Source organism: Pseudovibrio sp. FO-BEG1, assembly GCF_000236645.1.
In the GTDB taxonomy this organism is placed as follows: domain Bacteria; phylum Pseudomonadota; class Alphaproteobacteria; order Rhizobiales; family Stappiaceae; genus Pseudovibrio.
This window is the reverse complement of record NC_016642.1, coordinates 3,903,981-3,924,258: the sequence shown is the minus strand read 5'-3', so window position 1 is coordinate 3,924,258 and position 20,278 is coordinate 3,903,981. Positions and strand designations below refer to the sequence as shown.

Sequence of the window (20,278 nt, the reverse complement as noted above, 5' to 3'; positions counted from 1 at the left end):
GCCTGTGAAAAGTTAAAGCAGTTCGTATTTTCGTTGAAGCACACGAACTGCTTTAGCCTTTGTTTTTGCGTATCTTTGTCTGAAAACCGGTTCCCACTTTTCAGCGATACACTTTAGTGTGGGAAGTCCAGTCCCATGTTGCGGTAACGCTCTGGGTCGTCTGACCAGTTCTCGCGCACTTTCACAAACACAAAGAGGTGGACCTTGGTCTCGAAAGCTTCTGTGAGCTCTTCGCGAGCTGCTTTGGAGATTGCCTTGATGGTCTGACCGTTCTTACCCAGCACGATGGACTTCTGACTGTCGCGCTCAACAAAGATGGTCTGCTCGATGCGGATGGAGCCATCCTTCTTGTCTTCCCACTTGTCGGTCTCGACGGTGGAGATGTACGGCAGTTCCTCATGAAGGCGCAGGTAGAGCTTTTCACGGGTGATCTCAGCTGCCAGCATCCGCAGAGGAATGTCGGAGGCCTGATCTTCCGGGTAGAGCCATGGACCCTTTGGCATCTGCTCTGAGAAGTACTTCAGAATGTCCTTGGTGCCGGAGCCATTGATCGCGGAGACCATGAAAGTCTGATCGAACTTGGTGTATTCGTTGGCTTTTGCTGCCAGCTCCAGCAGTTGTTCGCGCTTGGTGATGTCGATCTTGTTGAGGATCAGAACTTTTGGAAGCTTGATGTGCTCCAGTTCATTCAGGATGCGCTCAACTGCTTCATTGATGCCTTTCTTGGCATCGATGAGTACGGCCACTACGTCAGCGTCTTTTGCGCCGCCCCAAGCTGTGTCAACCATTGCGCGGTCGAGACGGCGTTTCGGACGGAAGATGCCTGGGGTGTCAACGAAGATAACCTGGCTGTCATCCTCAATAGCAACGCCGCGTACGATTGCGCGGGTTGTCTGCACCTTGTGGGTGACGATTGAGACTTTTGTGCCAACCAACTGGTTCAGCAGCGTAGACTTGCCCGCGTTTGGCGCGCCAATCAACGCGACAAAGCCAGCGCGTGAGTTTTCGTTGACCGGCGCCAGGCCGAAGTTGAAGCCTTCCGGCAGGTCGTCGTTGTTGTTGTTTTCGTCGTTCATTTAAGACCTATTCGCTCCATACGCCTTCGCGGCGCAGGATGTTCTCGGCAGCGGACTGTTCAGCGATGCGCTTTGAGCTTCCGACTGCTTCGCCCGGGTCCACACCTTCCACGTTGACGCGGATCTTGAAGATCGGGGCGTGGTCGGGACCACTGCGAGAGATTGTTTCGTATTGCGGGGTAGGGCGTCCTTTGGACTGCGCCCACTCCTGAAGCGTTGTTTTGGCGTCTCGCAACGGGCCTGTGTAAGATACCATTCTTTCAGCAAAATAGCGCTTGATGAAGTTCTCTGCTTCGTCAAATCCGCTATCAAGGTAAATTGCTGCAATCAGGCTCTCGCACATGTCTGCAAGAATTGCCGTTTTGGTTCTGCCGCCAGTGTGCGCCTCAGCTTCGCCCACGCGCATGTGCTGGCCAATGCCAATGACCTTTGAGACCTCAGCACATGTTTCGCGCTTCACAAGCTGGTTCAGGCGACGAGCAAGTTCCCCTTCATCTGCTTTAGGGAAATTTTCTTCCAGCATTGTCGCAATCGCAAGGCCAAGCACGCGGTCGCCAAGAAACTCAAGGCGCTGGTAGCTTTGCAAAGAAGCCTTGGCAACCGGAAGGGCACTGGCGTGAGTCAGCGCACGAACAAGGAGTTCCTTGTTCGTGAACTTGTAGCCAATGCGCTCTTCCAGCGCTGCGTCAGATACCGGTCTTTTTCTTCTGCTCATATTCCGGCTAATTCCTTCAAAGCCTGCGCTGCAGGCTTGTTAGAGTACGTCACCAAGTCGATCCCAGCGAACGGTCCAAGGCCATTTCCAGAACATCCATGCTGGCTGGTCGTCTTCAACGGAGAAGAAGATGATCTCAGCGCGGCCGATAAAGTTCTCGAACGGGACGTAGCCCACTTCAGAAAGAACGCGGCTGTCCTGCGAATTGTCCCTGTTGTCGCCCATCATGAAATAGCGATCTGCTGGTACGTGATAAACGGGTGTGTTGTCCAGCGAGCCATTGGTTGTGATATCAAGTGTCTGATAGCTCACGCCATTCGGTAATGTCTCAATGTAGCGCGGGATTTTGTGGATGTTGCCGTAGGCATCTTTTTCGATGTAATCGTCGATACGCTTGCGCTCAACAGCTTCGCCGTTGATGTGCAGTACACCGTTGATCATCTGAATTTCGTCGCCCGGCAGGCCAATCACACGTTTGATGTAATCTGTAGAATTGTCTTTCGGCAGTTTGAAGACAGCAATTTCACCACGCTCTGGCGGTGAGCTCCAGATGCGGCCTTCGAACGGTGCCAGTCCAAACGGGAAGGAGTACTTTGAATAGCCGTAGCTATACTTGGAGACAAACAGGTAGTCGCCAATGAGCAAAGTGTCTTTCATGGAGCCCGAAGGAATAAAAAATGGCTGAAAAAGAAATGTTCTAACAACCAGAGCGAGCAGCAGTGCTTGGGCGATGACCTTAATGGTCTCATATACGCCGCCTTCCTGCTCCTTTTCTTTGGATTGGCTCATGTTCATCCTTCGTGGTAAGAGAATACTCGCTTGGCCCGGTGCCCATCACTTTGTTAAGGCGAGTCAGTCCCCAGACAATAAAATTCACATAGGTGGATCTCTTAGCGGTTCAAGACCACTTCTGCAATCCAGTTCATTTACGTTTTCACGGCTCTAGGCCAGGCCAGTCCTCCGGCCAGGCCGAAATGACCACAAATGCCTGAGCCAGCGGGTAATCATCCGTAATTGTAAGGTCAATTCGTGGCACAAAGCCTTTTGGCACAAGTTTATCCAGTCTTTCTTTCGCGCCGCCGGTCAGGTGCAGAGTTGGCTTGCCGCTTGGCAGGTTGACCACGCCCATCTCTTTCCAGGCAACACCCATGGACAGGCCGGTGCCCAAAGCCTTGGAGCAGGCTTCTTTGGCTGCAAAGCGCTTTGCATAGGTCGCTGCCTTGTTGGCGCGCCCTTCTGCTTTTGCGCGCTCAACGTCTGTGAAGACGCGTTTTGTGAAGCGATCAGGAAAACGGGAGAGCGTTTTCTCTATTCTGCGGATGTCGCTCAGATCGCTGCCAATGCCAATAATCATCTGTGCCTCGTTGATTGACGGATATATTGGGGCGTGAGCGGAAAACCCACAAGCCTTCAGAGTAAGTTGTTCAGGTGCAATGCTTTTTCAAGGAGTGTCTGGGCTCCTTGTTCATCTGATCAGGGTTGAGGCGCTTTGCCAGCTGCCTGCTTTTACTTGTCCTGATCCGCTTTTTTGCTTCTTGCTGCCAGTTTTCTTTTCAGGCGGAAGCGATGTTCACGGGCTTTCTGGTAGGTGGACACTGAACCCAGAACAACGAAATAGAAGAAAACGCCAGCGACAAGACCCAGTGGGATTGAGCCAATCAGCATGGGTTTGAGGATTGGCCAGATGGTGTCCAGCGACTGGGATAGCATGGAGTGATCCAGCTTGTCGCCAAAATGCGGTAGCGGGCGATCGCCTTCAGCCATGATGTAAAGGCCAACTTTATAGGTGCTGGCCCAGATAAACGGGAAGGTGAGCGGGTTGCCAACTGCTGTGCCCAATGCGGCAGCTAAGAGGTTGCCGCGCAGGATGTAGGCCAGAACGAAGCTGAGAATGAAGTGAAAGCCGATGAACGGTGTGAATGAGGCGGCGGCACCGGCTGCGAACCCTGCAGCCACTTTTTGAGGGCTTGCTGAGAGGCGCAGAACGCGCTTTGTAAAGTACCTGAATGAGCGAGACCAACTGTGACGCGGCCAGACAGCCACGCGGATACGTTCTATTCTTGTTGGTTTATCCCGCCGTTTAAAAATCATTTCGGTTCAAGTACTTTGCTTATTCTCAATCGTGCCAGGTGAATGGCTCGACAGGGGTTGTTTCTATGGCCGGTATCTCAGCGAGTTCCTTTGGTACATTCTCGGCTGCATACACCGGCAGTTTTAATGGAGCAAGAGATATTAGCGGTACTCCCAAGTCTGTATCCTCAAGACTCCTGTCGATAAAACAACCAACACCTACGGTGTTAAGAGACAGTGACTGCAAGGCCTCAATTGTGGATAGGCATAGATGACCTGTTCCTACAACATCCTGAACTATAAATACATTTGACTTTGGAGGGATGGTCGCCGGGCCTGTGGTCAGCGCGCCGCCTTCACGACGTAACCATAGGGCACTTTTCTGCATGATTCTTGCAGTTTGCAGGCCAACGATGAGCCCACCTAAGCTGGGGGCAACGAAATGGGAGAAGTTCAGGAGTTGATGAGCGGCGATTTTTTTGACCAGCTCGGAGGCGAGTATCTCGACTTTGTCGGGATACTCAAGCAGCTTTTGTCGTTGAAGGTAGGCTGAGCCGTGCCAGCCTGAAGGAAGAATGAAGTGGCCTTCCTTCAGGGCGTCTGTTTCTCTGAAAACGTCCAGGACTGCATTTGGGCCCATGGGTTTTCCTTTTTATTATCAGCGGCTAGCCATTCACCCTTTGCGCTTCGGAGACATTGGGTTTGGCACGCAGCTGGTTCAGGATCAGATTCAGGTGCTTCAAATCCCATACCTCAAGATCAATTAGCATCTCGTGAAAATCAGAGGCTTTGCGGATCATTTTGATATTATCAATGTTGCCGCGATGGTCGCCAATCACTTTGGTGATAGCCGCCAGTGATCCTGGTTCGTTGACTGCGAACACGCTGATTTGCGCTGGGAAGCGCTCTGGTGCGTTCGGGTCAATGTCCCAGCGAACGTCGAGCCAGCGTTCTGGCTGATCGTCGAATTCCTTCAGGTCCGGAGACTGGATCGGGTAGATGGTGATGCCAACGCCCGGTGTCAGAATGCCAACGATGCGGTCGCCCGGTACTGCACCGCCGCTTGGGGCGAAGCGTACTGGAAGGGAGCCGGAAACACTTGTGCGGATCGGCAGAGAGCCGTTCTTTGCGCCATCCTCTGAGCCCTCAGGGATCTTAAATTTAACCGAGCTGCCTTTATCCAGATCGAACCAGCCTTCAGAGGCTGAGCCTGCTGGAGGGGTACTTGTATTGCGGTCGGTGCCTTGCGCTGGTGCGTAGTCAGGATACGCGACTTCGAGAACTGCGCCTGCCTGAATATCACCGCGGCCTACTGCGACCAGCAGGTCGAGCGTGGATTCCAGGTTGAACTTCTTGATGTGTGCTTCCAGAGCGGCTTCATCAAAGTCCTTGCCCGCATGAGAGAACGCGCGTTCTAGGATGTGCTTGCCGAGGCCGCCGTATTGCTGGCGGGCGGAGGCTTTGGTCGCCTTGCGGATGGCAGAGCGTGCCTTACCAGTGACGGCGATGTTTTCCCATGCCGGAGGAGGGGTCTGCGCTTGTGAACGGACGATGTCGACCTCATCACCGTTGGTCAGCTCAGTGACCAGCGAGGAGATGCGACCGTTGATCTTGCAGCCGACACAAGTGTTGCCAATGTCCGTATGGACTGCGTAGGCGAAGTCGATCGGTGTCGCGCCGCGTGGCAGTGCGATCAGGCGGCCTTTTGGTGTGAAGCAGAAGACCTGATCGTGGAAGAGTTCAAGCTTGGTGTGTTCGAGGAACTCTTCCGGAGATTCACCTTGTGCCAGCAGATCAATGGTGCCACGTAGCCAGCCATAGGCGCGGGATTCTGCGGTCATGGACTGAATGTTGCGACCACCGGTTACGCCGTCTTTGTAAAGCGCATGGGCCGCGATGCCGTTTTCCGCGATGCGGTGCATGGCTTGAGTGCGGATCTGCAGCTCAACACGCTGACGCTTGGGGCCCACTACTGTGGTGTGGATCGAGCGGTAGTCGTTCTGCTTCGGCGTGGAGATGTAATCCTTGAAGCGGCCCGGTACACATGGCCAAGCTGTATGGATGACGCCCAGCACGCGGTAGCAATCTTCCAGTGCAGGAACGATCGCGCGGAAGCCGTAGATATCTGAGAGCTGCTCGAAGCCGAGGGACTTTTCTTCCATCTTGCGAAAGATTGAGTAAGCGCGCTTTTCGCGTCCGCTGATCTTGGCGGTGATGCCTTGTTCGGCGAGGCGCTGTGTGAGGTCTTCCTCAATGTCCGTGATCAGGCCTTCGTTCTTGCTATGCAGGATCGCAAGGCGCTCGCGGATGGTGTTGCGGGCATCCGGATAGAGGGTCTCGAAGGAGATGTCTTCCAGCTCATCGCGGATGTCCTGCATACCCATGCGGCCAGCGAGCGGCGCATAGATCTCCATGGTCTCTTCGGCAATGCGGATGCGCTTGTCTTCCCGCATGTGGTGCAGGGTGCGCATGTTGTGTAGGCGATCGGCCAGTTTTACGAGGAGAACGCGGACGTCATCTGCGATGGCAAGCAGTAGCTTGCGGAAGTTTTCAGCCTGTTTGGCTTTACGGGATACCAGATCCAGTCGCTGGATCTTGGTCAGGCCCTCTACGAGCTTGCCGATTTCCTCACCAAACATGCGATCAATTTCAGCACGAGTGGCATCGGTGTCTTCAATGGTGTCATGAAGCAGAGCAACGGCAATGGTCGCATCATCCAACTTCATGTCAGTGAGGATGGCTGCAACTTCGAGAGGGTGGGAAATATAAGGATCCCCAGAGGCGCGGGTCTGGGTGCCATGCTTTTGCATGGCATAAACATATGCCTTGTTGAGCAGCGCTTCATCCGTATCAGGATTGTAGCTGGTTACTCTCTCAACAAGTTCGTATTGACGCATCATTTTCGGGCGGCCGCTTCACTATGCAAATAAGCTAGGGCCGGACCTGAAAATGCGAGGCGCCGGCCCGGCCGACGCCGACATCTTGCGTGAGGGCGATTAGTAGTCGTCGGAACGTTCCGGCGGTACCAGGCCTTCAAGCCCCTTCAGCAGGTCTTCTTCAGTAATGCTGTCAAATTCGACTTCTGAATCGTCAACTGCATTGATCTGAAGTTGTTGTGGGTCGCTAGGAACCATTGGTGCTGTTTCTGCTTCCGGCTCGTCCACTTCCACGAACTTCTGAAGAGAGTGAATGAGGTCTTCTTTCAAGTCCTCTGGGCTCACTGTTTCTTCAGCGATTTCGCGAAGCGCAACAACCGGGTTCTTATCGTTGTCGCGGTCGATTGTCAGCGGCGAGCCACTGGAAATCATCCGGGCGCGATGGCTGGCAAGCAGAACCAGCTCAAACCGGTTTTCGACCTTGTCGACGCAATCTTCGACGGTCACACGTGCCATTCGATCACTCCGTAATATCTGGGAATTCAGAGGCCACTCATAGAATGCTTCTTGTTTTAAGGCAAGAGCCGTTTCTGTATTTTTTGTGCAACTCCTTTACATCTTATTATAAAAGGGGAAATTTTCCAGCCTGGAGCTGCTTAAGATTAGGCCAGAGAAAAATTGGGGCTTTAGGTCTAACGCGCTTGATTTTAACTTCAATACTATTGTGAAGGACTGCTTTAGTGTGCAGTGCTAAGTCGGATTAGTTTTTTATTGTTAGTTTTTCTGGAGGAACGAATTTTCAAATCTTCAACTCCTGAGTGAGTTTCAAGATCTGTTTTGTACACTGGAATTGGAATAGATGAAAAAAAATAACAAATTAGAATTAACCGAAATTCTGGTCCAGATATTCTTGGAGTGCCCTAGATCCGAAAAAACAAGGAAACCTTGTTTCTATTGGAACCATTAGTATCTATATCCGGTGGTTTGTTTCTAAGCTAAACTGGAACTATAATATAAAGTGGGAATATTTGGTGGGTTCCTGTTAATTTATGCAAGATGACATCTGTAAATTTCATTCATCTTGTTTTAGTTTCTGGCCGGTGAATCGAACTGTATTGGTCCGATATTAACTAGACCAATGCAATATATACGCTGAGGGACAAGGTTTTATGTTTGTCCGTAACGAATGCGTATTCGATTTAACGTAGAGTGCAACCGGGTCAATTAGAACGGCATACATTCTAGACATGTCACGACAGCAAACAGGCATGTCCAGAAAGTGATTGCTTATAACAAGTTACTGACTTACGCGTCTGTGCAGCGGAAAGGCTAAAAATAATATGTTTGATCCCCGCGAAAAGATTGCTTTATTCATTGATGGAGCGAACCTTTATTCGACGGCGAAAGCAATTGGTTTCGACATCGATTACAAGCGTCTCTTGAAAGAATTCCAATCAAAGGGCTACCTGCTACGCGCTTACTATTATACTGCGCTGGTGGAAGAGCAGGAGTACTCCTCCATTCGTCCATTGATCGATTGGCTGGACTACAATGGCTACAAGGTCGTTACCAAACCTGTTAAGGAATTCGTGGATTCAGCAGGACGTCGCAAAATTAAAGGCAACATGGATATCGAGCTGGCTGTGGACGCCATGCAGTTGATTGATCATGTTGACCATATCGTTCTGTTCTCTGGTGATGGTGACTTCCGTTCTCTGGTTGAAGCGCTGCAGCGTCGTGGTCGCAAGGTTTCTGTTGTTTCTACACTTCAGACGCAGCCGCCAATGATTGCTGATGATCTGCGCCGTCAAGCGGACCACTTCATCGAACTTTCCACGTTGATGCAACGTGTTGGTCGTGACCCAAACGAGCGCCCACCACGTGTTGAAGACGAGGATGATGAGATCGGAGATGACGACTACTAAGGTCTGTCACGGTATCGAAAGTTTGCAGAAGCCGGGGAGAGAGTGTCCACTCTGTTCCCGGCTTGTTGCGTATAGGGCGGAGTTGCGCGAGCTTCATCCGGATTGGCACAATGCGCCTGTGCTGGACTTTGGTCCTGTTGACGCCTCTCTCATTGTTGTGGGGCTGGCTCCGGGACATAAAGGCGGCAACCGCACCGGTATTCCGTTCTTTGGTGATTTTTCTGGCGAAATGCTCAATGGCGCTCTGACGGCGAGTGGGTTTGCATCTTACAAAGATGTGGCAGCTCCAGAGCTTGGGATTGAACCGCTGGATGTGCGGATCACCAATGTGGTGAAGTGTATGCCGCCAAAGAATGCGCCAAAACCAGCGGAAATCAGGAGCTGTCGACCGTTCTTTCTGGATTCCATGCTGGTGAGTGATCAGACGCGGGCTGTTGTGGCTGTGGGGCGGACGGCGCATGAGGAGCTGTTGAAGGCTTTTGAGTTGAAGCTGAAGGACTATCCGTTTGGGCATAATCGTGAAACTCAGCTCACGCCTTTTCTCAGAATGTTTTCCAGCTTCCATTGTTCTCAGTACAACGTGAATACGCGGCGGATCACAGCCGAGCAGTTTACGGCTGTGTTTATGCGCGTGCGCGAGTACTTGAATTCTCTTTAGGAAATCAGCGAAAAGCTTAGGTTAATCCTGACGTTCCCAGCCCTGGGAGCCAAGGTGTTCCTGTGGCTTGAAGCGCTCTTTATACGCCATCTTCGGTGAGCCTTCGACCCAGTATCCCAGATAGACATAGGGTAGGCCGAGGTGTTGAGCGCGGGCGATGTGATCGAGGATCATAAAGGTGCCGAGGCTTCGGCTGGTTTGGGAATGGTCGAAGAAGGAGTAGACCATGGAGAGGCCGTCGCAGAGGCGGTCGGTGAGGGCGACGCCGATCAGTGGGCCTTCTCCTTCACCGGAGAGGAAGGAATTTGGGCCTCGGCGGCGGTACTCGATGATGGCTGTGTCAACGTGCGTATCTTCGACCATCATGGAGTAGTCGCCCGGGGACATCTCTGTCATGCCGCCATTGGTGTGGCGGGCATTCAAATATTCATGGAACAGGTCATATTGCTCTGTTGAGGGGCCGGGTGGTAGCTCGGTGCCGATCAGATCCTGATTGTCTTTCCAGACGCGTTTGAGCGATTTGGTCCACTTGAACTCCTGAGCGCAGACGCGGATAGAGACGCAGGCGCGGCAATCCTCGCAGGCAGGGCGATAGGCGATGTTCTGGGAGCGACGGAAACCGCCTTGTGTGAGAACGTCGTTGAGCGCAGGGGCATTGGGTCCAACAAGATGCGTGAAGACTTTGCGTTCTTTACGATCTGGCAGGTAGGGGCAATCCGTGGGGGCAGTCAGATAAAACTGCGGGTTATCATAGGCTTGCCGTGTCACCTAGCGCGTCCCTCTCTCTTCTTTATTTATCGCTGGCCTTACAGATTATAATAGTAAGGAGCTGCAAATGAGAAGGTCAACCATATGATTATGGCGAGAGGTGTGCCGGCGAAGAGGAAATCTGAGAACCGGTAGTGGCCTGGGCCCATGACGATGAGGTTTGTCTGATACCCGATTGGCGTTGCAAAAGAGCAGTTTGCCGCAAAAATCAGGCAAACAATGAAGGGCTCTACAGGTACGCCCACCCGGTGCGCCATTTCGATTGCAATGGGCGTAAACAGCACCGCGGTTGCGTTGTTGCTGAGTAAGTTGGTTAAAACCGCGACAACAGCAAAGAGCAATGAGAGGACAAATGCCGGTGATCGGCCATCGGCGATGTTGAGAAGTGCTGAGGCGATGGCATCGTCGCCGCCGGTTGCTTCCAATGCCAGAGAGGCTGCGATCGAGGCGCCGATGAGCATGAAAATGCGACTATCGATGGTGCGTAGGGTCTGGCGGATGTTGAGGCAGCCGAAGGTGATCATGGCAAAGGTTGCTGCGACGGAGGCCACCATAATTGGTACAACTCCGGTAACGGCAAGCGTGATCATGGCAACAAAAATGGCCAGCGCACGGCGGGCATATTGTCGTTGAGGCAGCTCGGTTGCGGACCAGTCCATGAGGAGGACATCTCGGTTGCCGCGCAGACGGTTGATTTCTTCCCGGTTGCCAGCGATCAGCAAAACATCTCCAGATTCCATACGGATATCCGTCATTGGCATGCGCGGCATGCGGCTGCGGCGCTGCAATCCGGTCACCACACAGCCGGTATCAGCGTGGAAACTTGTCATGGAAAGCGTGCGGCCAATCAGGCGTGAACCGGGGGCAATAACTGCTTCAGCAAGGGTGAGGGTGCCAGACGGGGAAGCGTGCTCTGCTTCGCTGGTCGGGCTTTCGTTGGCGTCTGCTGGAAGGAGGGGATGGCGTTGGCTGATGGCGCGGGTGAGGGTGTCGCGGGTGGCGGCGACGATCACGGTGTCGCCCGGCTGCAACTGGACCTCTTCGAACGGAGGCAGGAGCGGGCGTTCGCCGCGCTGGATCAGGCGAACAGTCATTTCTTTCAGGGCAGGGAACATGCCCGCAACGGCCTTCTCACCAACCAGAGGATGGCCGTAAACTATTGGAATCTGTGCAATAAACTGGCGCCCGTCTTTGCCGGTAAACTCTTCCGCCATGGTTTGGCGCGGTTTGAGGACGCGCGGCAGAACGAACAGAACGTAGACGGCGCCAACGGCTGCCAGAATGGCGCCGAATGCGGTGAAAGTGAAGAAATTGATACGGACTTCACCGGTTGCGTTGGCCACGTTGGCGACGAGCAGGTTGGTGGAGGAGCCGATCATTGTTGTCATGCCGCCCAGGATTGTGATGAACGAGAGGGGCATAAGAAAACGTGAGGAAGAGGTGCTATGCGCGGCGGCGACTGTGGTCAAAATCGGCAGTGTGATGACCACGACAGGCGTGTTGTTCAAAAACGCGCTGACGATGCCGACGGTGATAAGCAGCGGTCCGGTCGCGAGCCAGCGGCGCTGCTTTGACATGCGCAGGATGGCCTGTGCGGGTTTGTCGAGAGCGTCTGTCTGAAAGAGGCCTTGCCCGACGATAAGCAGGCAGATCACCGTGATCAGGGCCTGATTGGAAAAGCCGGAGAGAAAATCCTCCGGCCTGATCGGTGATCCATTGAGTGTATGTGGGAAAGCCATGAACAGCAGCATGAGGGCTACGATGGAGCCAAGTGCTACGATTTCGATGGCGATGCGTTCCAGCGCATAAAGGACAATCGTGAATCCGATGATCACAAAGGTCAGGATCATCGGTATGTTCAGGTTCTCCATGCGCGTCCCCGCTCGTGCTACTCTTTCACACGTTATTAGAGGGTCCGGGCGGGTTCGTCACTGCACGTTGCATCATTGGTTTGTTATCGATGCAGACTATCCACCGGGGAATTCATAATAACGGCACCTAGCACGATATCATGGAGCAGTCGCTTTTGGTCACTAAACAATGAGACTATGAGGACAAAAGGGCTGAGTATTGTTACCGAGAAATAAAAGAGCAGAACGTGGATTGCTGCGTAGAGCGGATACGGGCGGCCACCATTCTGCAGGCGCATTTCCAGCCCAAACGCGCGCATACCCGGTGTTGCGGAGTTGTATCCGCCCAGTGAAAATGCGGTGTAGGCAAGGGCAACAAGTGGCCAGATTGCAGGGAATAACAGCCATGCAAGGCCAAGCGTCAGGATGCCGAGAAAGCCAACGACGAAGTAAGCGATACCAGAGAGAACGGTGATCGCGATGATATCAATCACGCACGCAAAGATCCGCTTTTTCCGCACACCATCAAACAGGTGCGGATTAAGGTAGGGATCATAATAAGTGTTGGGGTGCGCGCTCACTTGCTGGCTCATTTCTTCCTCGGTTAGATTCAACTGTGCTGAGGTCTTCCCCAGCGTCTTTCAGTAGAATTGGGTGTGCATTTTCAAGTTTCAAGCGGGAGTAGTAAACTATTTTTGTAGAATCCGGCATGTGAGGATATTTTTGCGTAGACCGCAATAGTTGCGCAAGCGCCAACGCAAGAGTTTGGCGCTTGTTCTGATTGCTCGTCGTATTGTCAGGCGTGGATAAGCCTAGAACCGCATCTCACCGGAGGAGAGTAGCGTGACGTGGATATCTCCGGCTTCCAGTGCCGCGATGATCTCTTTGGCGTGCTGGTTATCGCGGGTCTCAATGGCCACATCCAGCGTTGCCCCTTTGACTGAAACATCTAGGAACAGGCGGTGGTGGGAGACTTCCAGAATGTTGCCGCCCAGCTGGCCAATGGTGGTTGAGATTTCGCCGAGGATGCCCGGACGATCCGGGATGTTGCAGCGGATGTGAATGATGTTGCCGAGGCGAACCAACTGACGCAGTGCGATGGAAGCGAGCAGGCGTGGATTAATGTTGCCGCCGCAGAGGACAAGTCCAACTTTTTTGCCTTTGAAACGCTCTGGATGGGCGCACATGGCTGCAAGGCCGGCGGCCCCGGCGCCTTCGGCCACTGTTTTCAGGCGGGTGAGGAAGATGTTGATGGCTTCCTCAATCTGGCTTTCGCTGACCAGCAGGATGTCATCGACATATTCTTTGACCAGCTGCTGGGTGTAAGTACCGGGCACTTTCACCGCGATACCTTCTGCCAGCGAGTTGCCGCCACATTCCATCGGTTCGTCGCGCAGGGCTGCGTACATGGATGGGTAGAGCTCGCTTTCAACGCCGATGATTTCGATATCCGGTTTGATCGCTTTGGCTGCAACTGCGATGCCAGAGATCATTCCGCCGCCACCGACTGGCACGATCAGGGTGTCCAGATCCGGCTGATCCTTCAGCATTTCAAGGGCAATGGTGCCCTGGCCTGCAATGACCTGCAAATCATCGAACGGGTGGACCCAGATGTAGCCGTGTTCCTCAGAGAGGCGGTCGGCTTCTTTCTTAGCATCGTCGACGGTTTCGCCTGCGAGGACGACTTTGGCGCCATAGGCTTTGGTTGCCTCCACCTTCACATAAGGTGTGCCGTTGGGCATGACGATGAGAGCGGGAATGCCAAGGCGCTGTGCATGAAGTGCCACGGCCTGTGCGTGGTTGCCTGCGGACATGGCAATCACACCGCGGCTCTTTTCTTCTTCTGTCAGGTGCAGCAGCTTGTTCAGGGCGCCGCGCTCTTTGAATGCGTTGGTGGCCTGCATGTTCTCGTATTTGACGAAAACGGAGGCACCGGTGATGGCATCCAGTTGAGCTGCTGGCAGGAGCGGTGTTGAAATTACCGCGCCCTTGATGTTGTTTGCAGCCTCTTCAATGTTGGACAGGGTGAGAAGAGGTGAGGCCACCTTTGGCATATTTTGTTCTCGCAGGTGTCTTGTTTTACGGGCTTTATTTGCCGTTCAGTTTTTTCGCAAGTTCAGGTGCAAAGTAGGTTAAGACGCCATCTGCACCGGCGCGTTTGAAGGCCATCAGGCTTTCCATCATCGCCTTGTCCTTGTCCATCCAGCCGTTTTGAGCTGCCGCGCAGATCATCGCGTACTCACCAGAGACCTGATAGGCGTAGGTTGGTGCAAGGAAGGTATCTTTGATGCGGCGGAGAATGTCGAGATACGGCATGCCGGGCTTCACCATGATCATGTCCGCGCCTTCTGCCAGATCCAGCTCGGCTTCTTTCAGTGCTTCGTCAGTGTTGGCCGGGTCCATCTGATAGGTACGCTTGTCGCCCTTCAGATTTGCATTGGAGCCAACAGCATCACGGAACGGGCCGTAAAAGGCGGAAGCGTACTTAGCAGAGTACGCCATGATCTGCAGATTTTCGAAGCCCTGATTGTCCAGCGCATAACGGATTGCGCCGATGCGACCATCCATCATGTCGGATGGAGCAATGATGTCAGAGCCTGCTTCTGCCTGAATAAGCGCCTGACGGCAGAGCTGATCAACGGTTTCGTCGTTGATGATCTTATCACCTGCCATCAAGCCGTCGTGGCCGTGAGAGGTGTAAGGGTCAAGTGCAACGTCCGTCATCAGGCCAACAGGGAAACCTTCTGCCTTGATCGCCTGAAGGGCGCGGCAGGTGAGGTTGCTGTCATTCAGCGCTTCTGTGCCCATTTCGTCGCGCAGGTCTGGATCTGTGTTTGGGAACAGGGCAATAACCGGAATGCCCAGTTCTGCTGCCTGCTCAGCGGCGCGCACAGCCATATCGACAGAGTAGCGCTCAACGCCCGGCATGGAAGCAACTGGTTCCGTTTTCTTTTCGCCATCAATCAGAAAGATTGGCCAGATCAAGTCGTCAGTGGTGATTGTGTTTTCGCGGATGAGGCGACGGGACCAATCGCTGTGACGATTGCGACGCATTCGGCGGCCGTTCAAAATCTGGTTCATGTCTACGGAAGAATGCGATTCATTGGCAAACGGCATGGTAACTCACCTGAATGACTGGTTGTTGGCGCTCTCGTAGAGCTGAGAGCGACGGCTTACTCAAAACTACTAGGGCATTTGATGTCAGATAGCACGGTGTGTTTGCTTGATAAAACTCAAATTCTTTTTGTGTTCCAAAGCTTCTTTAGAATCGCAGAAAGGTTTTCGCTTTCCGTGCAATTTAATAGTGGACGACCTTGTTATCCCCTCAGCAGATTGGAAACGCAACGGGAACAAGTGGGGAATCAGTTCAGAATTGGACGCCAGTTTCAGCTTTGCGCGATTTATTGCGTTGGTTTGAAAGCTTTGCGTTTTTTGAACGTTGTTGTGTACGGGGCGCTGTTTTGACTGAGCAATTGGTCTTATCTTGGTCTTTCCGAGAATTGACGCAGTTTGGGTGCGGGTCTACCGATTGACGCAATTACTTCAATATTGGGGCTGATGGTTGTGGGAGGCCGTTGGCTGGGAGGACGGATTCCATGGAATTTGAACTGAACGAAGATCAACGTGCCTTTGTTGATATGGCTGCCGGGTTTGCGCAGGAGGAGATGGCGCCTTTTGCTGCGGAGTGGGATGCGAAATCTCATTTCCCTCTGGATGTGCTTCGCAAGGCGGCTGCGCTGGGTCTGGGCGGACTTTATGTGCGTGAGGATGTGGGCGGCTCTCAGTTGGGGCGGCTTGATGGGGCGTTGATCTTTGAAGAGCTTTCCAAGGGCTGTGTTTCCACGTCTGCGTTTCTTTCTATCCATAATATGGCAGCGGGTATGCTGGACCGGTTTGGATCTGATGAGCTGAGGCAGAGATTTCTCCCTGATCTTTGCAGCATGGAGAAAGTAGCGAGTTACTGTTTGACCGAGCCGGGTGCTGGTTCTGATGCAGCGTCTTTGAGAACGCGGGCTGTGCGGGATGGGGACCATTATGTGATCAACGGTTCCAAGTCCTTTATCTCCGGTGGTGGTGTGTCTGACGTTTATGTCTGCATGGTGCGCACCGGTGAGGATGGGCCGAAGGGAATATCTTGTATCGTTGTTGAGAAGGATGCGCCGGGGCTGTCCTTCGGTGCCAACGAGCATAAGCTTGGATGGTGTAGCCAGCCGACGGCGCAGGTGATCTTTGAGGATTGTCGTGTGCCAGTTGCCAATCTGGTGGGTGAAGAAGGGCAGGGCTTCAGTATTGCGATGGCTGGGCTTGATGGTGGTCGTCTGAACATTGGTGCCTGTTCTCTAGGCGGGGCGCAGTTCTGTCTGGACCGGGCGCTGCAGTATATGGACGAGCGTAAGCAGTTCGGGAGGTCTCTGGCGCAGTTTCAGGCGCTGCAGTTCAAAGTGGCGGATATGGCGACTGAGCTGGAAGCCGCGCGTCTGCTGCTTCACAAAGCGGCGTACTTGCTGGACAAAAAAGATCCTCAGGCGACCAAGATGGCGGCGATGGCCAAGCGGCTTGCGACGGATACGGGCTTCAAGGTGGTCAATGAGGCGCTGCAGATCCACGGTGGTTACGGTTATCTGAAGGATTATCCGCTGGAGCGTCATCTGCGTGACTTGCGGGTGCATCAGATTTTGGAAGGTACCAACGAGATCATGCGCGTCATCGTGGCGCGTGAGCTGATGAAGGCTTGAGCTGCCTAGCTGGTTCTTCATAGGATGAATTGAGGGAGCTGCTTTGGCTCCCGTGTTGCGTATCTTTGCCCGAAACTCGGTGTCTACTGCGCGGAGATACGCCTAACATTTTTAGCAAATGAATAGGTGCGCTGTGCAACAGGAATATGTGGGGGATGTCTTGTCCGAAACTACTGATGTTCTTTTTGAAGAGAAAGGCCATGCGGGCCTGATCATTCTCAATCGCCCGAAGGCGCTGAATGCTCTGACACATGAGATGTGTGTTGCCATGCATCGGCAGCTGGAGCGCTGGCTGATTGATGATGCGGTCCATCATGTTCTCATCAAGAGTAACAGCGAGAAAGCCTTCTGCGCAGGCGGTGATATTCGTCAGGTGGCTGAAAACGGCCCGGAGAATATCGACAAGAGTCTGCCGTTCTTTGCGGATGAGTATCGCCTGAACACCTACATGGAGAGCTATCCTAAGCCGTTGATTGCCTTGATTGATGGGATCGTGATGGGTGGCGGTGTCGGCATATCTGTGCATGGGGCTTACCGCGTTGGTAGTGAGAAGACATTGTTCGCGATGCCGGAGACAGCGATTGGCTTCTTCCCGGATGTGGGCGGCAGTCACTTCCTGCCGAAAATGCCTCAGAACACGGGCATGTATTGCGCTATGACCGGTGAGCGTCTGAAACAGGCAGATTGCTACTGGACCGGTATTCTCACTCATGCGGTGAAGCGGGATGATATGGCGGCTCTGGAAGAGGCGCTGTGCGAGGCGCAGGATGTGGAGCCAGTGCTGGCGCGCTATGCGTTTGATCCGGGACCTGCACCGCTGCATGCCAAAGCAGATGTGGTGGATGAGTGCTTTGGTGCTGAGAGCACGCTGGAAGTTGTGGATCGTCTGCGTAAGCTTTTGGGCTCTGAGCACGATGATTTTGCAGCTGCTGCACTGGATACGATCTCCAAGCGCTCCCCGCTGAGCATGGAAGTGGCTTTCCAGCAGGTGCGGCGCGGTGAAGGGCTTTCCATGAAGGACTGCATGATCATGGAGCATCGGATCGTTTCACAGATCCTGCTGGGCAAGGACTTCTATGAAGGTGTGCGAGCTGTGATTATCGATAAGGATCATGCACCTAAATGGCAGCATTCAAGCCTTGATGAAATAAAAACAGTTGATGTTGAGGCCCATTTTATGTCACCGAAGGGGGGTGACCTCGTATTTTAACGGGGCGAGGGGCCTCCTGCCTGTTGATGAGGCGGATGAGTAAGGTGGAGCTAAGAGTATGCCTGGCGTTTTTGTAGAGCTGATGAAGAGGGTTCCCTCCTTTCAGTTTTTGCTGCATGCGTATGTCAGGCTGCTTGCTGTGTTCATGTTGTTTGCTGGCCTCAACTACTGGAGCGCGATTATCGGTGTGCGTCTGATTGATGGCATGCCGTTTGAGGATGTGGGTGTGCAAGTGCAGTCCACCATTATCTTTTTCGCGATTCTTGATCTGGTGACTGCCATCGGCTTGTGGCTGCTTTCCAGCTGGGGAACAGTCATGTGGTTGTTCCGCTCACTGGCCCAGGTGGTGATGTATTCCGTGTTCCCCATGGTCTTTGGTCGTAGTCCGACCGAGGTGGTATTCTACATCAGTGCAATCGCCGTTTACCTCGTTCTGCTTTATCTTGCAGAGCGAGAGGAGCGGGCCTGATCGACCAAAGTCGTGTTTGGTCTGTAACTCATTGAAATTTATCGTTTTGCAAACGGCCGTTCACGTCAATTTGATCTGAGCGAACCCTAGGTGATCAGCTTCGGGCAAGTTCTAAATGTTCAAAATCCAGACGGACGGCGATTTTCGGGAGGATGCAATGGGAGAAACTGTTCTTCGCGTTGCTTTTATTGGTCTTGGCAATATGGGCGGCCCTATGGCTGCAAATCTTGTCAAAGCCGGACATGAAGTCGTCGGTGTAGATCTTTCTGAAGAGGCGCGTGCTGCGTTTCAGGCTGCAGGTGGGCAGGTTGCCACATCCGCGGTTGAAGCAGTCCGCGACGTTCAGGCTGTTGTTACCATGCTGCCAGCAGGGAAGCATGTTCGCGCCGTTTATACGGGCGCGGATGGCATTCTTGCGCATGCACCAAAGGGCACGCTGTTCATTGATAGCTCGACTATCGATGTGGACAGCAGCCGCGATGTTGCAAAAGCAGCGAGCGAAGCTGGCATGGACATGGTCGATGCTCCGGTTTCCGGTGGTATTGTGGGTGCTGCGAACGGCACATTGACCTTTATGGTTGGTGGGCCTGATGCTGCATTTGAACGGGCTAAACCGCTCCTGGATATCATGGGAGCCTCAATTGTTCATGCTGGTGATGCTGGCGCTGGGCAGGCGGCAAAGATCTGTAACAACATGTTGCTTGGTATTTCGATGATCGGTACCTGTGAGGCGTTTGTTTTGGCTGAGAAGCTGGGTCTGGACCCACAGAAGCTCTATGACATCTCCTCCAAGTCCTCTGGTCAGTGTTGGTCTTTGACCTCTTACTGCCCGATTCCTGGACCGGTCCCGACTTCGCCAGCCAACAATGAATACAAACCCGGCTTTGCAGCGCCAATGATGCTTAAAGATTTGTTACTGGCGGAAGAGGCAGCAGATTCGAGTGGGGCGAATACACCTATGGGTGAAAAAGCGGCTCGCCTTTATGAGGAATACTGTAACAATGGCGGGGAAAACGTCGACTTCTCCGGCATCATCCACTTGCTTCGGAAGTCAGGGTAAACAGAGGGTTAACGGAAAGGTCTACACGCTTGCTAGTGATTAAGAAATAATTCATCGTGTCTCTTAAGCGGTTCTTAGAAGCGGTCGCGTAAATTTGCTTCAAGTGCTGATAAAAATACGAACGCACGAAAAATATGGACATGAGGCGCAACCAGATGATCAATACAAACAGGGCCGTTGAGGTCTTGGCGCAAGAAGAAGAAACGGTAGGGCTGAAGCCTGCGTACCTTGAGGCACTTACGCTCATTGAGCGTTTGCATCGTCGCCTTCTTGACGTCATCAAAGATGAGTTTGACCGGATGGGTCGTTCCGATGTGAACAGCGTTCAGGCGCTGCTTCTTTTCAACATCGGCGACGCCGAGCTGACTGCAGGCGAGCTTCGTACTCGCGGTTATTATCTAGGTTCTAACGTTTCTTATAACCTTAAGAAGCTCGTAGAAACCGGATACATCAATCATGAACGTTCCCAGATGGATCGCCGTTCCGTACGTGTGAGCCTGACGGACAAAGGACGTGAAATTGCTCAGATTGTTGACGATCTTTATAGTCGTCATATCCTTTCTGTTGAGCAGGTTGGTGAGCTCTCAACCGAGAACTTTGAGGAGCTAAACCGGTCCCTGCGTCGTCTGGAACGCTTCTGGACAGATCAAATCCTCTACCGTCTCTGATTTCAGAGTGGTTTCTGACCTTTCAAAAAACACCGCTTCCGAAACCGGGAGCGGTGTTTTTGCTTGTCTGGATGAAGTTGCTGCTTCAATACCTGATAAGTTCAGATATGGTTTCAGGCGCGCTGGTAGAAGGGCAGGCCAGCCTCGCAACAGCCATCTGTGAGTAAGTCGGCCTGATTGTTGCTTTCTTGCACTAG

Annotated in this window: 20 protein-coding genes; 7 read left to right on the top strand and 13 right to left on the bottom strand. The window is 53.0% G+C overall.

The genetic code is table 11. The features are described from left to right. Positions 1–113: 113 nt before the first annotated feature. From era to rpoZ, 8 genes are all read right to left on the bottom strand, one after another. Positions 114–1,076 carry a GTPase Era gene (gene era, locus PSE_RS17585; protein WP_008546420.1) on the bottom strand — a complete coding sequence of 321 codons (963 nt, stop codon included), beginning with the start codon at positions 1,074–1,076 and terminating at the stop codon, positions 114–116. Between the two features lie 7 nt (positions 1,077–1,083). Further along, positions 1,084–1,791 (bottom strand): ribonuclease III, encoded by a 708-nt coding sequence (gene rnc, locus PSE_RS17580; RefSeq protein ID WP_008546396.1) that lies wholly within the window; start codon positions 1,789–1,791, stop codon positions 1,084–1,086. A gap of 39 nt (positions 1,792–1,830) precedes the next feature. Further along, positions 1,831–2,580, bottom strand: a complete 750-nt coding sequence (lepB, locus tag PSE_RS17575) for a signal peptidase I (RefSeq protein WP_008546781.1) — start codon at positions 2,578–2,580, stop codon at positions 1,831–1,833. A gap of 145 nt (positions 2,581–2,725) precedes the next feature. Beyond that, positions 2,726–3,145, bottom strand: coding sequence for a holo-ACP synthase (acpS, locus tag PSE_RS17570; RefSeq protein WP_014286082.1), 420 nt, complete (start codon positions 3,143–3,145; stop codon positions 2,726–2,728). Positions 3,146–3,297: 152 nt separating this feature from the next. Next, positions 3,298–3,882, bottom strand: coding sequence for a DUF2062 domain-containing protein (locus tag PSE_RS17565; RefSeq protein ID WP_008546843.1), 585 nt, complete (start codon positions 3,880–3,882; stop codon positions 3,298–3,300). Positions 3,883–3,907: 25 nt separating this feature from the next. After that, on the bottom strand, positions 3,908–4,501 hold the full coding sequence (locus PSE_RS17560; protein ID WP_014286081.1) for an orotate phosphoribosyltransferase: 594 nt from the start codon (positions 4,499–4,501) through the stop codon (positions 3,908–3,910). A 25-nt stretch (positions 4,502–4,526) separates the two neighbouring features. Continuing rightward, entirely contained in the window at positions 4,527–6,761 is a 2,235-nt protein-coding gene (locus PSE_RS17555) for a bifunctional (p)ppGpp synthetase/guanosine-3',5'-bis(diphosphate) 3'-pyrophosphohydrolase (protein ID WP_014286080.1), read from the bottom strand. Positions 6,762–6,857: 96 nt separating this feature from the next. Beyond that, positions 6,858–7,253 carry a DNA-directed RNA polymerase subunit omega gene (rpoZ, locus tag PSE_RS17550; RefSeq protein WP_008547174.1) on the bottom strand — a complete coding sequence of 132 codons (396 nt, stop codon included), beginning with the start codon at positions 7,251–7,253 and terminating at the stop codon, positions 6,858–6,860. 824 nt (positions 7,254–8,077) lie between these two features. Here rpoZ and PSE_RS17545 point away from each other — a divergent pair. Together PSE_RS17545 and PSE_RS17540 are read left to right on the top strand one after the other, a co-directional pair. Beyond that, on the top strand, positions 8,078–8,662 hold the full coding sequence (locus PSE_RS17545) for an NYN domain-containing protein (RefSeq protein WP_008547287.1): 585 nt from the start codon (positions 8,078–8,080) through the stop codon (positions 8,660–8,662). Then, entirely contained in the window at positions 8,649–9,320 is a 672-nt protein-coding gene (locus tag PSE_RS17540) for a uracil-DNA glycosylase (protein ID WP_208997980.1), read from the top strand. The genes PSE_RS17545 and PSE_RS17540 overlap by 14 nt, the downstream gene beginning before the upstream one ends. Before the next feature lie 21 nt (positions 9,321–9,341). On the opposite strand, the gene PSE_RS17535 is transcribed toward PSE_RS17540, so the two are convergent. The 5 genes from PSE_RS17535 to hemB form a co-directional block, all read right to left on the bottom strand. Continuing rightward, positions 9,342–10,088: an arginyltransferase gene (locus PSE_RS17535; protein ID WP_014286078.1), complete on the bottom strand. Its 747-nt coding sequence runs from the start codon at positions 10,086–10,088 to the stop codon at positions 9,342–9,344. Positions 10,089–10,126: 38 nt separating this feature from the next. Beyond that, complete coding sequence (locus tag PSE_RS17530) at positions 10,127–11,959, bottom strand: SLC13 family permease (RefSeq protein WP_014286077.1); 1,833 nt, start codon at positions 11,957–11,959, stop codon at positions 10,127–10,129. Between the two features lie 83 nt (positions 11,960–12,042). Further along, on the bottom strand, positions 12,043–12,531 hold the full coding sequence (locus tag PSE_RS17525; protein WP_208608986.1) for an RDD family protein: 489 nt from the start codon (positions 12,529–12,531) through the stop codon (positions 12,043–12,045). Between the two features lie 219 nt (positions 12,532–12,750). Then, positions 12,751–13,992: a threonine ammonia-lyase gene (locus PSE_RS17520; RefSeq protein ID WP_008546945.1), complete on the bottom strand. Its 1,242-nt coding sequence runs from the start codon at positions 13,990–13,992 to the stop codon at positions 12,751–12,753. 34 nt (positions 13,993–14,026) lie between these two features. After that, on the bottom strand, positions 14,027–15,055 hold the full coding sequence (gene hemB / locus PSE_RS17515; RefSeq protein ID WP_008547025.1) for a porphobilinogen synthase: 1,029 nt from the start codon (positions 15,053–15,055) through the stop codon (positions 14,027–14,029). Positions 15,056–15,534: 479 nt separating this feature from the next. On the opposite strand from hemB, the gene PSE_RS17510 reads away from it, so the two are divergent. The 5 genes from PSE_RS17510 to ldtR all read left to right on the top strand — a co-directional run bounded on the left by PSE_RS17510 (position 15,535) and on the right by ldtR (position 20,081). Then, positions 15,535–16,674, top strand: coding sequence for an isobutyryl-CoA dehydrogenase (locus tag PSE_RS17510; protein ID WP_014286075.1), 1,140 nt, complete (start codon positions 15,535–15,537; stop codon positions 16,672–16,674). Positions 16,675–16,834: 160 nt separating this feature from the next. After that, positions 16,835–17,884 (top strand): enoyl-CoA hydratase/isomerase family protein, encoded by a 1,050-nt coding sequence (locus tag PSE_RS17505; protein ID WP_208989778.1) that lies wholly within the window; start codon positions 16,835–16,837, stop codon positions 17,882–17,884. A 58-nt stretch (positions 17,885–17,942) separates the two neighbouring features. Then, the gene (locus PSE_RS17500) at positions 17,943–18,353 is read left to right on the top strand and encodes a DUF6163 family protein (protein WP_008546554.1); all 411 of its coding nucleotides are present in this window, start codon (positions 17,943–17,945) and stop codon (positions 18,351–18,353) included. Positions 18,354–18,510: 157 nt separating this feature from the next. Further along, positions 18,511–19,413, top strand: a complete 903-nt coding sequence (gene mmsB, locus PSE_RS17495; protein WP_041769086.1) for a 3-hydroxyisobutyrate dehydrogenase — start codon at positions 18,511–18,513, stop codon at positions 19,411–19,413. Positions 19,414–19,568: 155 nt separating this feature from the next. Continuing rightward, positions 19,569–20,081, top strand: coding sequence for a transcriptional regulator LdtR (ldtR, locus tag PSE_RS17490; RefSeq protein WP_008546709.1), 513 nt, complete (start codon positions 19,569–19,571; stop codon positions 20,079–20,081). Positions 20,082–20,278 lie beyond the last annotated feature (197 nt).

Excerpts from the sequence above, each read along its gene's own strand:
- era (WP_008546420.1), bottom strand. The coding sequence starts at position 1,076 with ATGAACGACGAAAACAACAACAACGACGACCTGCCGGAAGGCTTCAAC.
- rnc (WP_008546396.1), bottom strand. The coding sequence starts at position 1,791 with ATGAGCAGAAGAAAAAGACCGGTATCTGACGCAGCGCTGGAAGAGCGC.
- lepB (WP_008546781.1), bottom strand. The coding sequence starts at position 2,580 with ATGAGCCAATCCAAAGAAAAGGAGCAGGAAGGCGGCGTATATGAGACC.
- acpS (WP_014286082.1), bottom strand. The coding sequence starts at position 3,145 with ATGATTATTGGCATTGGCAGCGATCTGAGCGACATCCGCAGAATAGAG.
- PSE_RS17565 (WP_008546843.1), bottom strand. The coding sequence starts at position 3,882 with ATGATTTTTAAACGGCGGGATAAACCAACAAGAATAGAACGTATCCGC.
- PSE_RS17560 (WP_014286081.1), bottom strand. The coding sequence starts at position 4,501 with ATGGGCCCAAATGCAGTCCTGGACGTTTTCAGAGAAACAGACGCCCTG.
- PSE_RS17555 (WP_014286080.1), bottom strand. The coding sequence starts at position 6,761 with ATGATGCGTCAATACGAACTTGTTGAGAGAGTAACCAGCTACAATCCT.
- rpoZ (WP_008547174.1), bottom strand. The coding sequence starts at position 7,253 with ATGGCACGTGTGACCGTCGAAGATTGCGTCGACAAGGTCGAAAACCGG.
- PSE_RS17545 (WP_008547287.1), top strand. The coding sequence starts at position 8,078 with ATGTTTGATCCCCGCGAAAAGATTGCTTTATTCATTGATGGAGCGAAC.
- PSE_RS17540 (WP_208997980.1), top strand. The coding sequence starts at position 8,649 with ATGACGACTACTAAGGTCTGTCACGGTATCGAAAGTTTGCAGAAGCCG.
- PSE_RS17530 (WP_014286077.1), bottom strand. The coding sequence starts at position 11,959 with ATGGAGAACCTGAACATACCGATGATCCTGACCTTTGTGATCATCGGA.
- PSE_RS17525 (WP_208608986.1), bottom strand. The coding sequence starts at position 12,531 with ATGAGCCAGCAAGTGAGCGCGCACCCCAACACTTATTATGATCCCTAC.
- PSE_RS17520 (WP_008546945.1), bottom strand. The coding sequence starts at position 13,992 with ATGCCAAAGGTGGCCTCACCTCTTCTCACCCTGTCCAACATTGAAGAG.
- hemB (WP_008547025.1), bottom strand. The coding sequence starts at position 15,055 with ATGCCGTTTGCCAATGAATCGCATTCTTCCGTAGACATGAACCAGATT.
- PSE_RS17510 (WP_014286075.1), top strand. The coding sequence starts at position 15,535 with ATGGAATTTGAACTGAACGAAGATCAACGTGCCTTTGTTGATATGGCT.
- PSE_RS17500 (WP_008546554.1), top strand. The coding sequence starts at position 17,943 with ATGCCTGGCGTTTTTGTAGAGCTGATGAAGAGGGTTCCCTCCTTTCAG.
- mmsB (WP_041769086.1), top strand. The coding sequence starts at position 18,511 with ATGGGAGAAACTGTTCTTCGCGTTGCTTTTATTGGTCTTGGCAATATG.
- ldtR (WP_008546709.1), top strand. The coding sequence starts at position 19,569 with ATGATCAATACAAACAGGGCCGTTGAGGTCTTGGCGCAAGAAGAAGAA.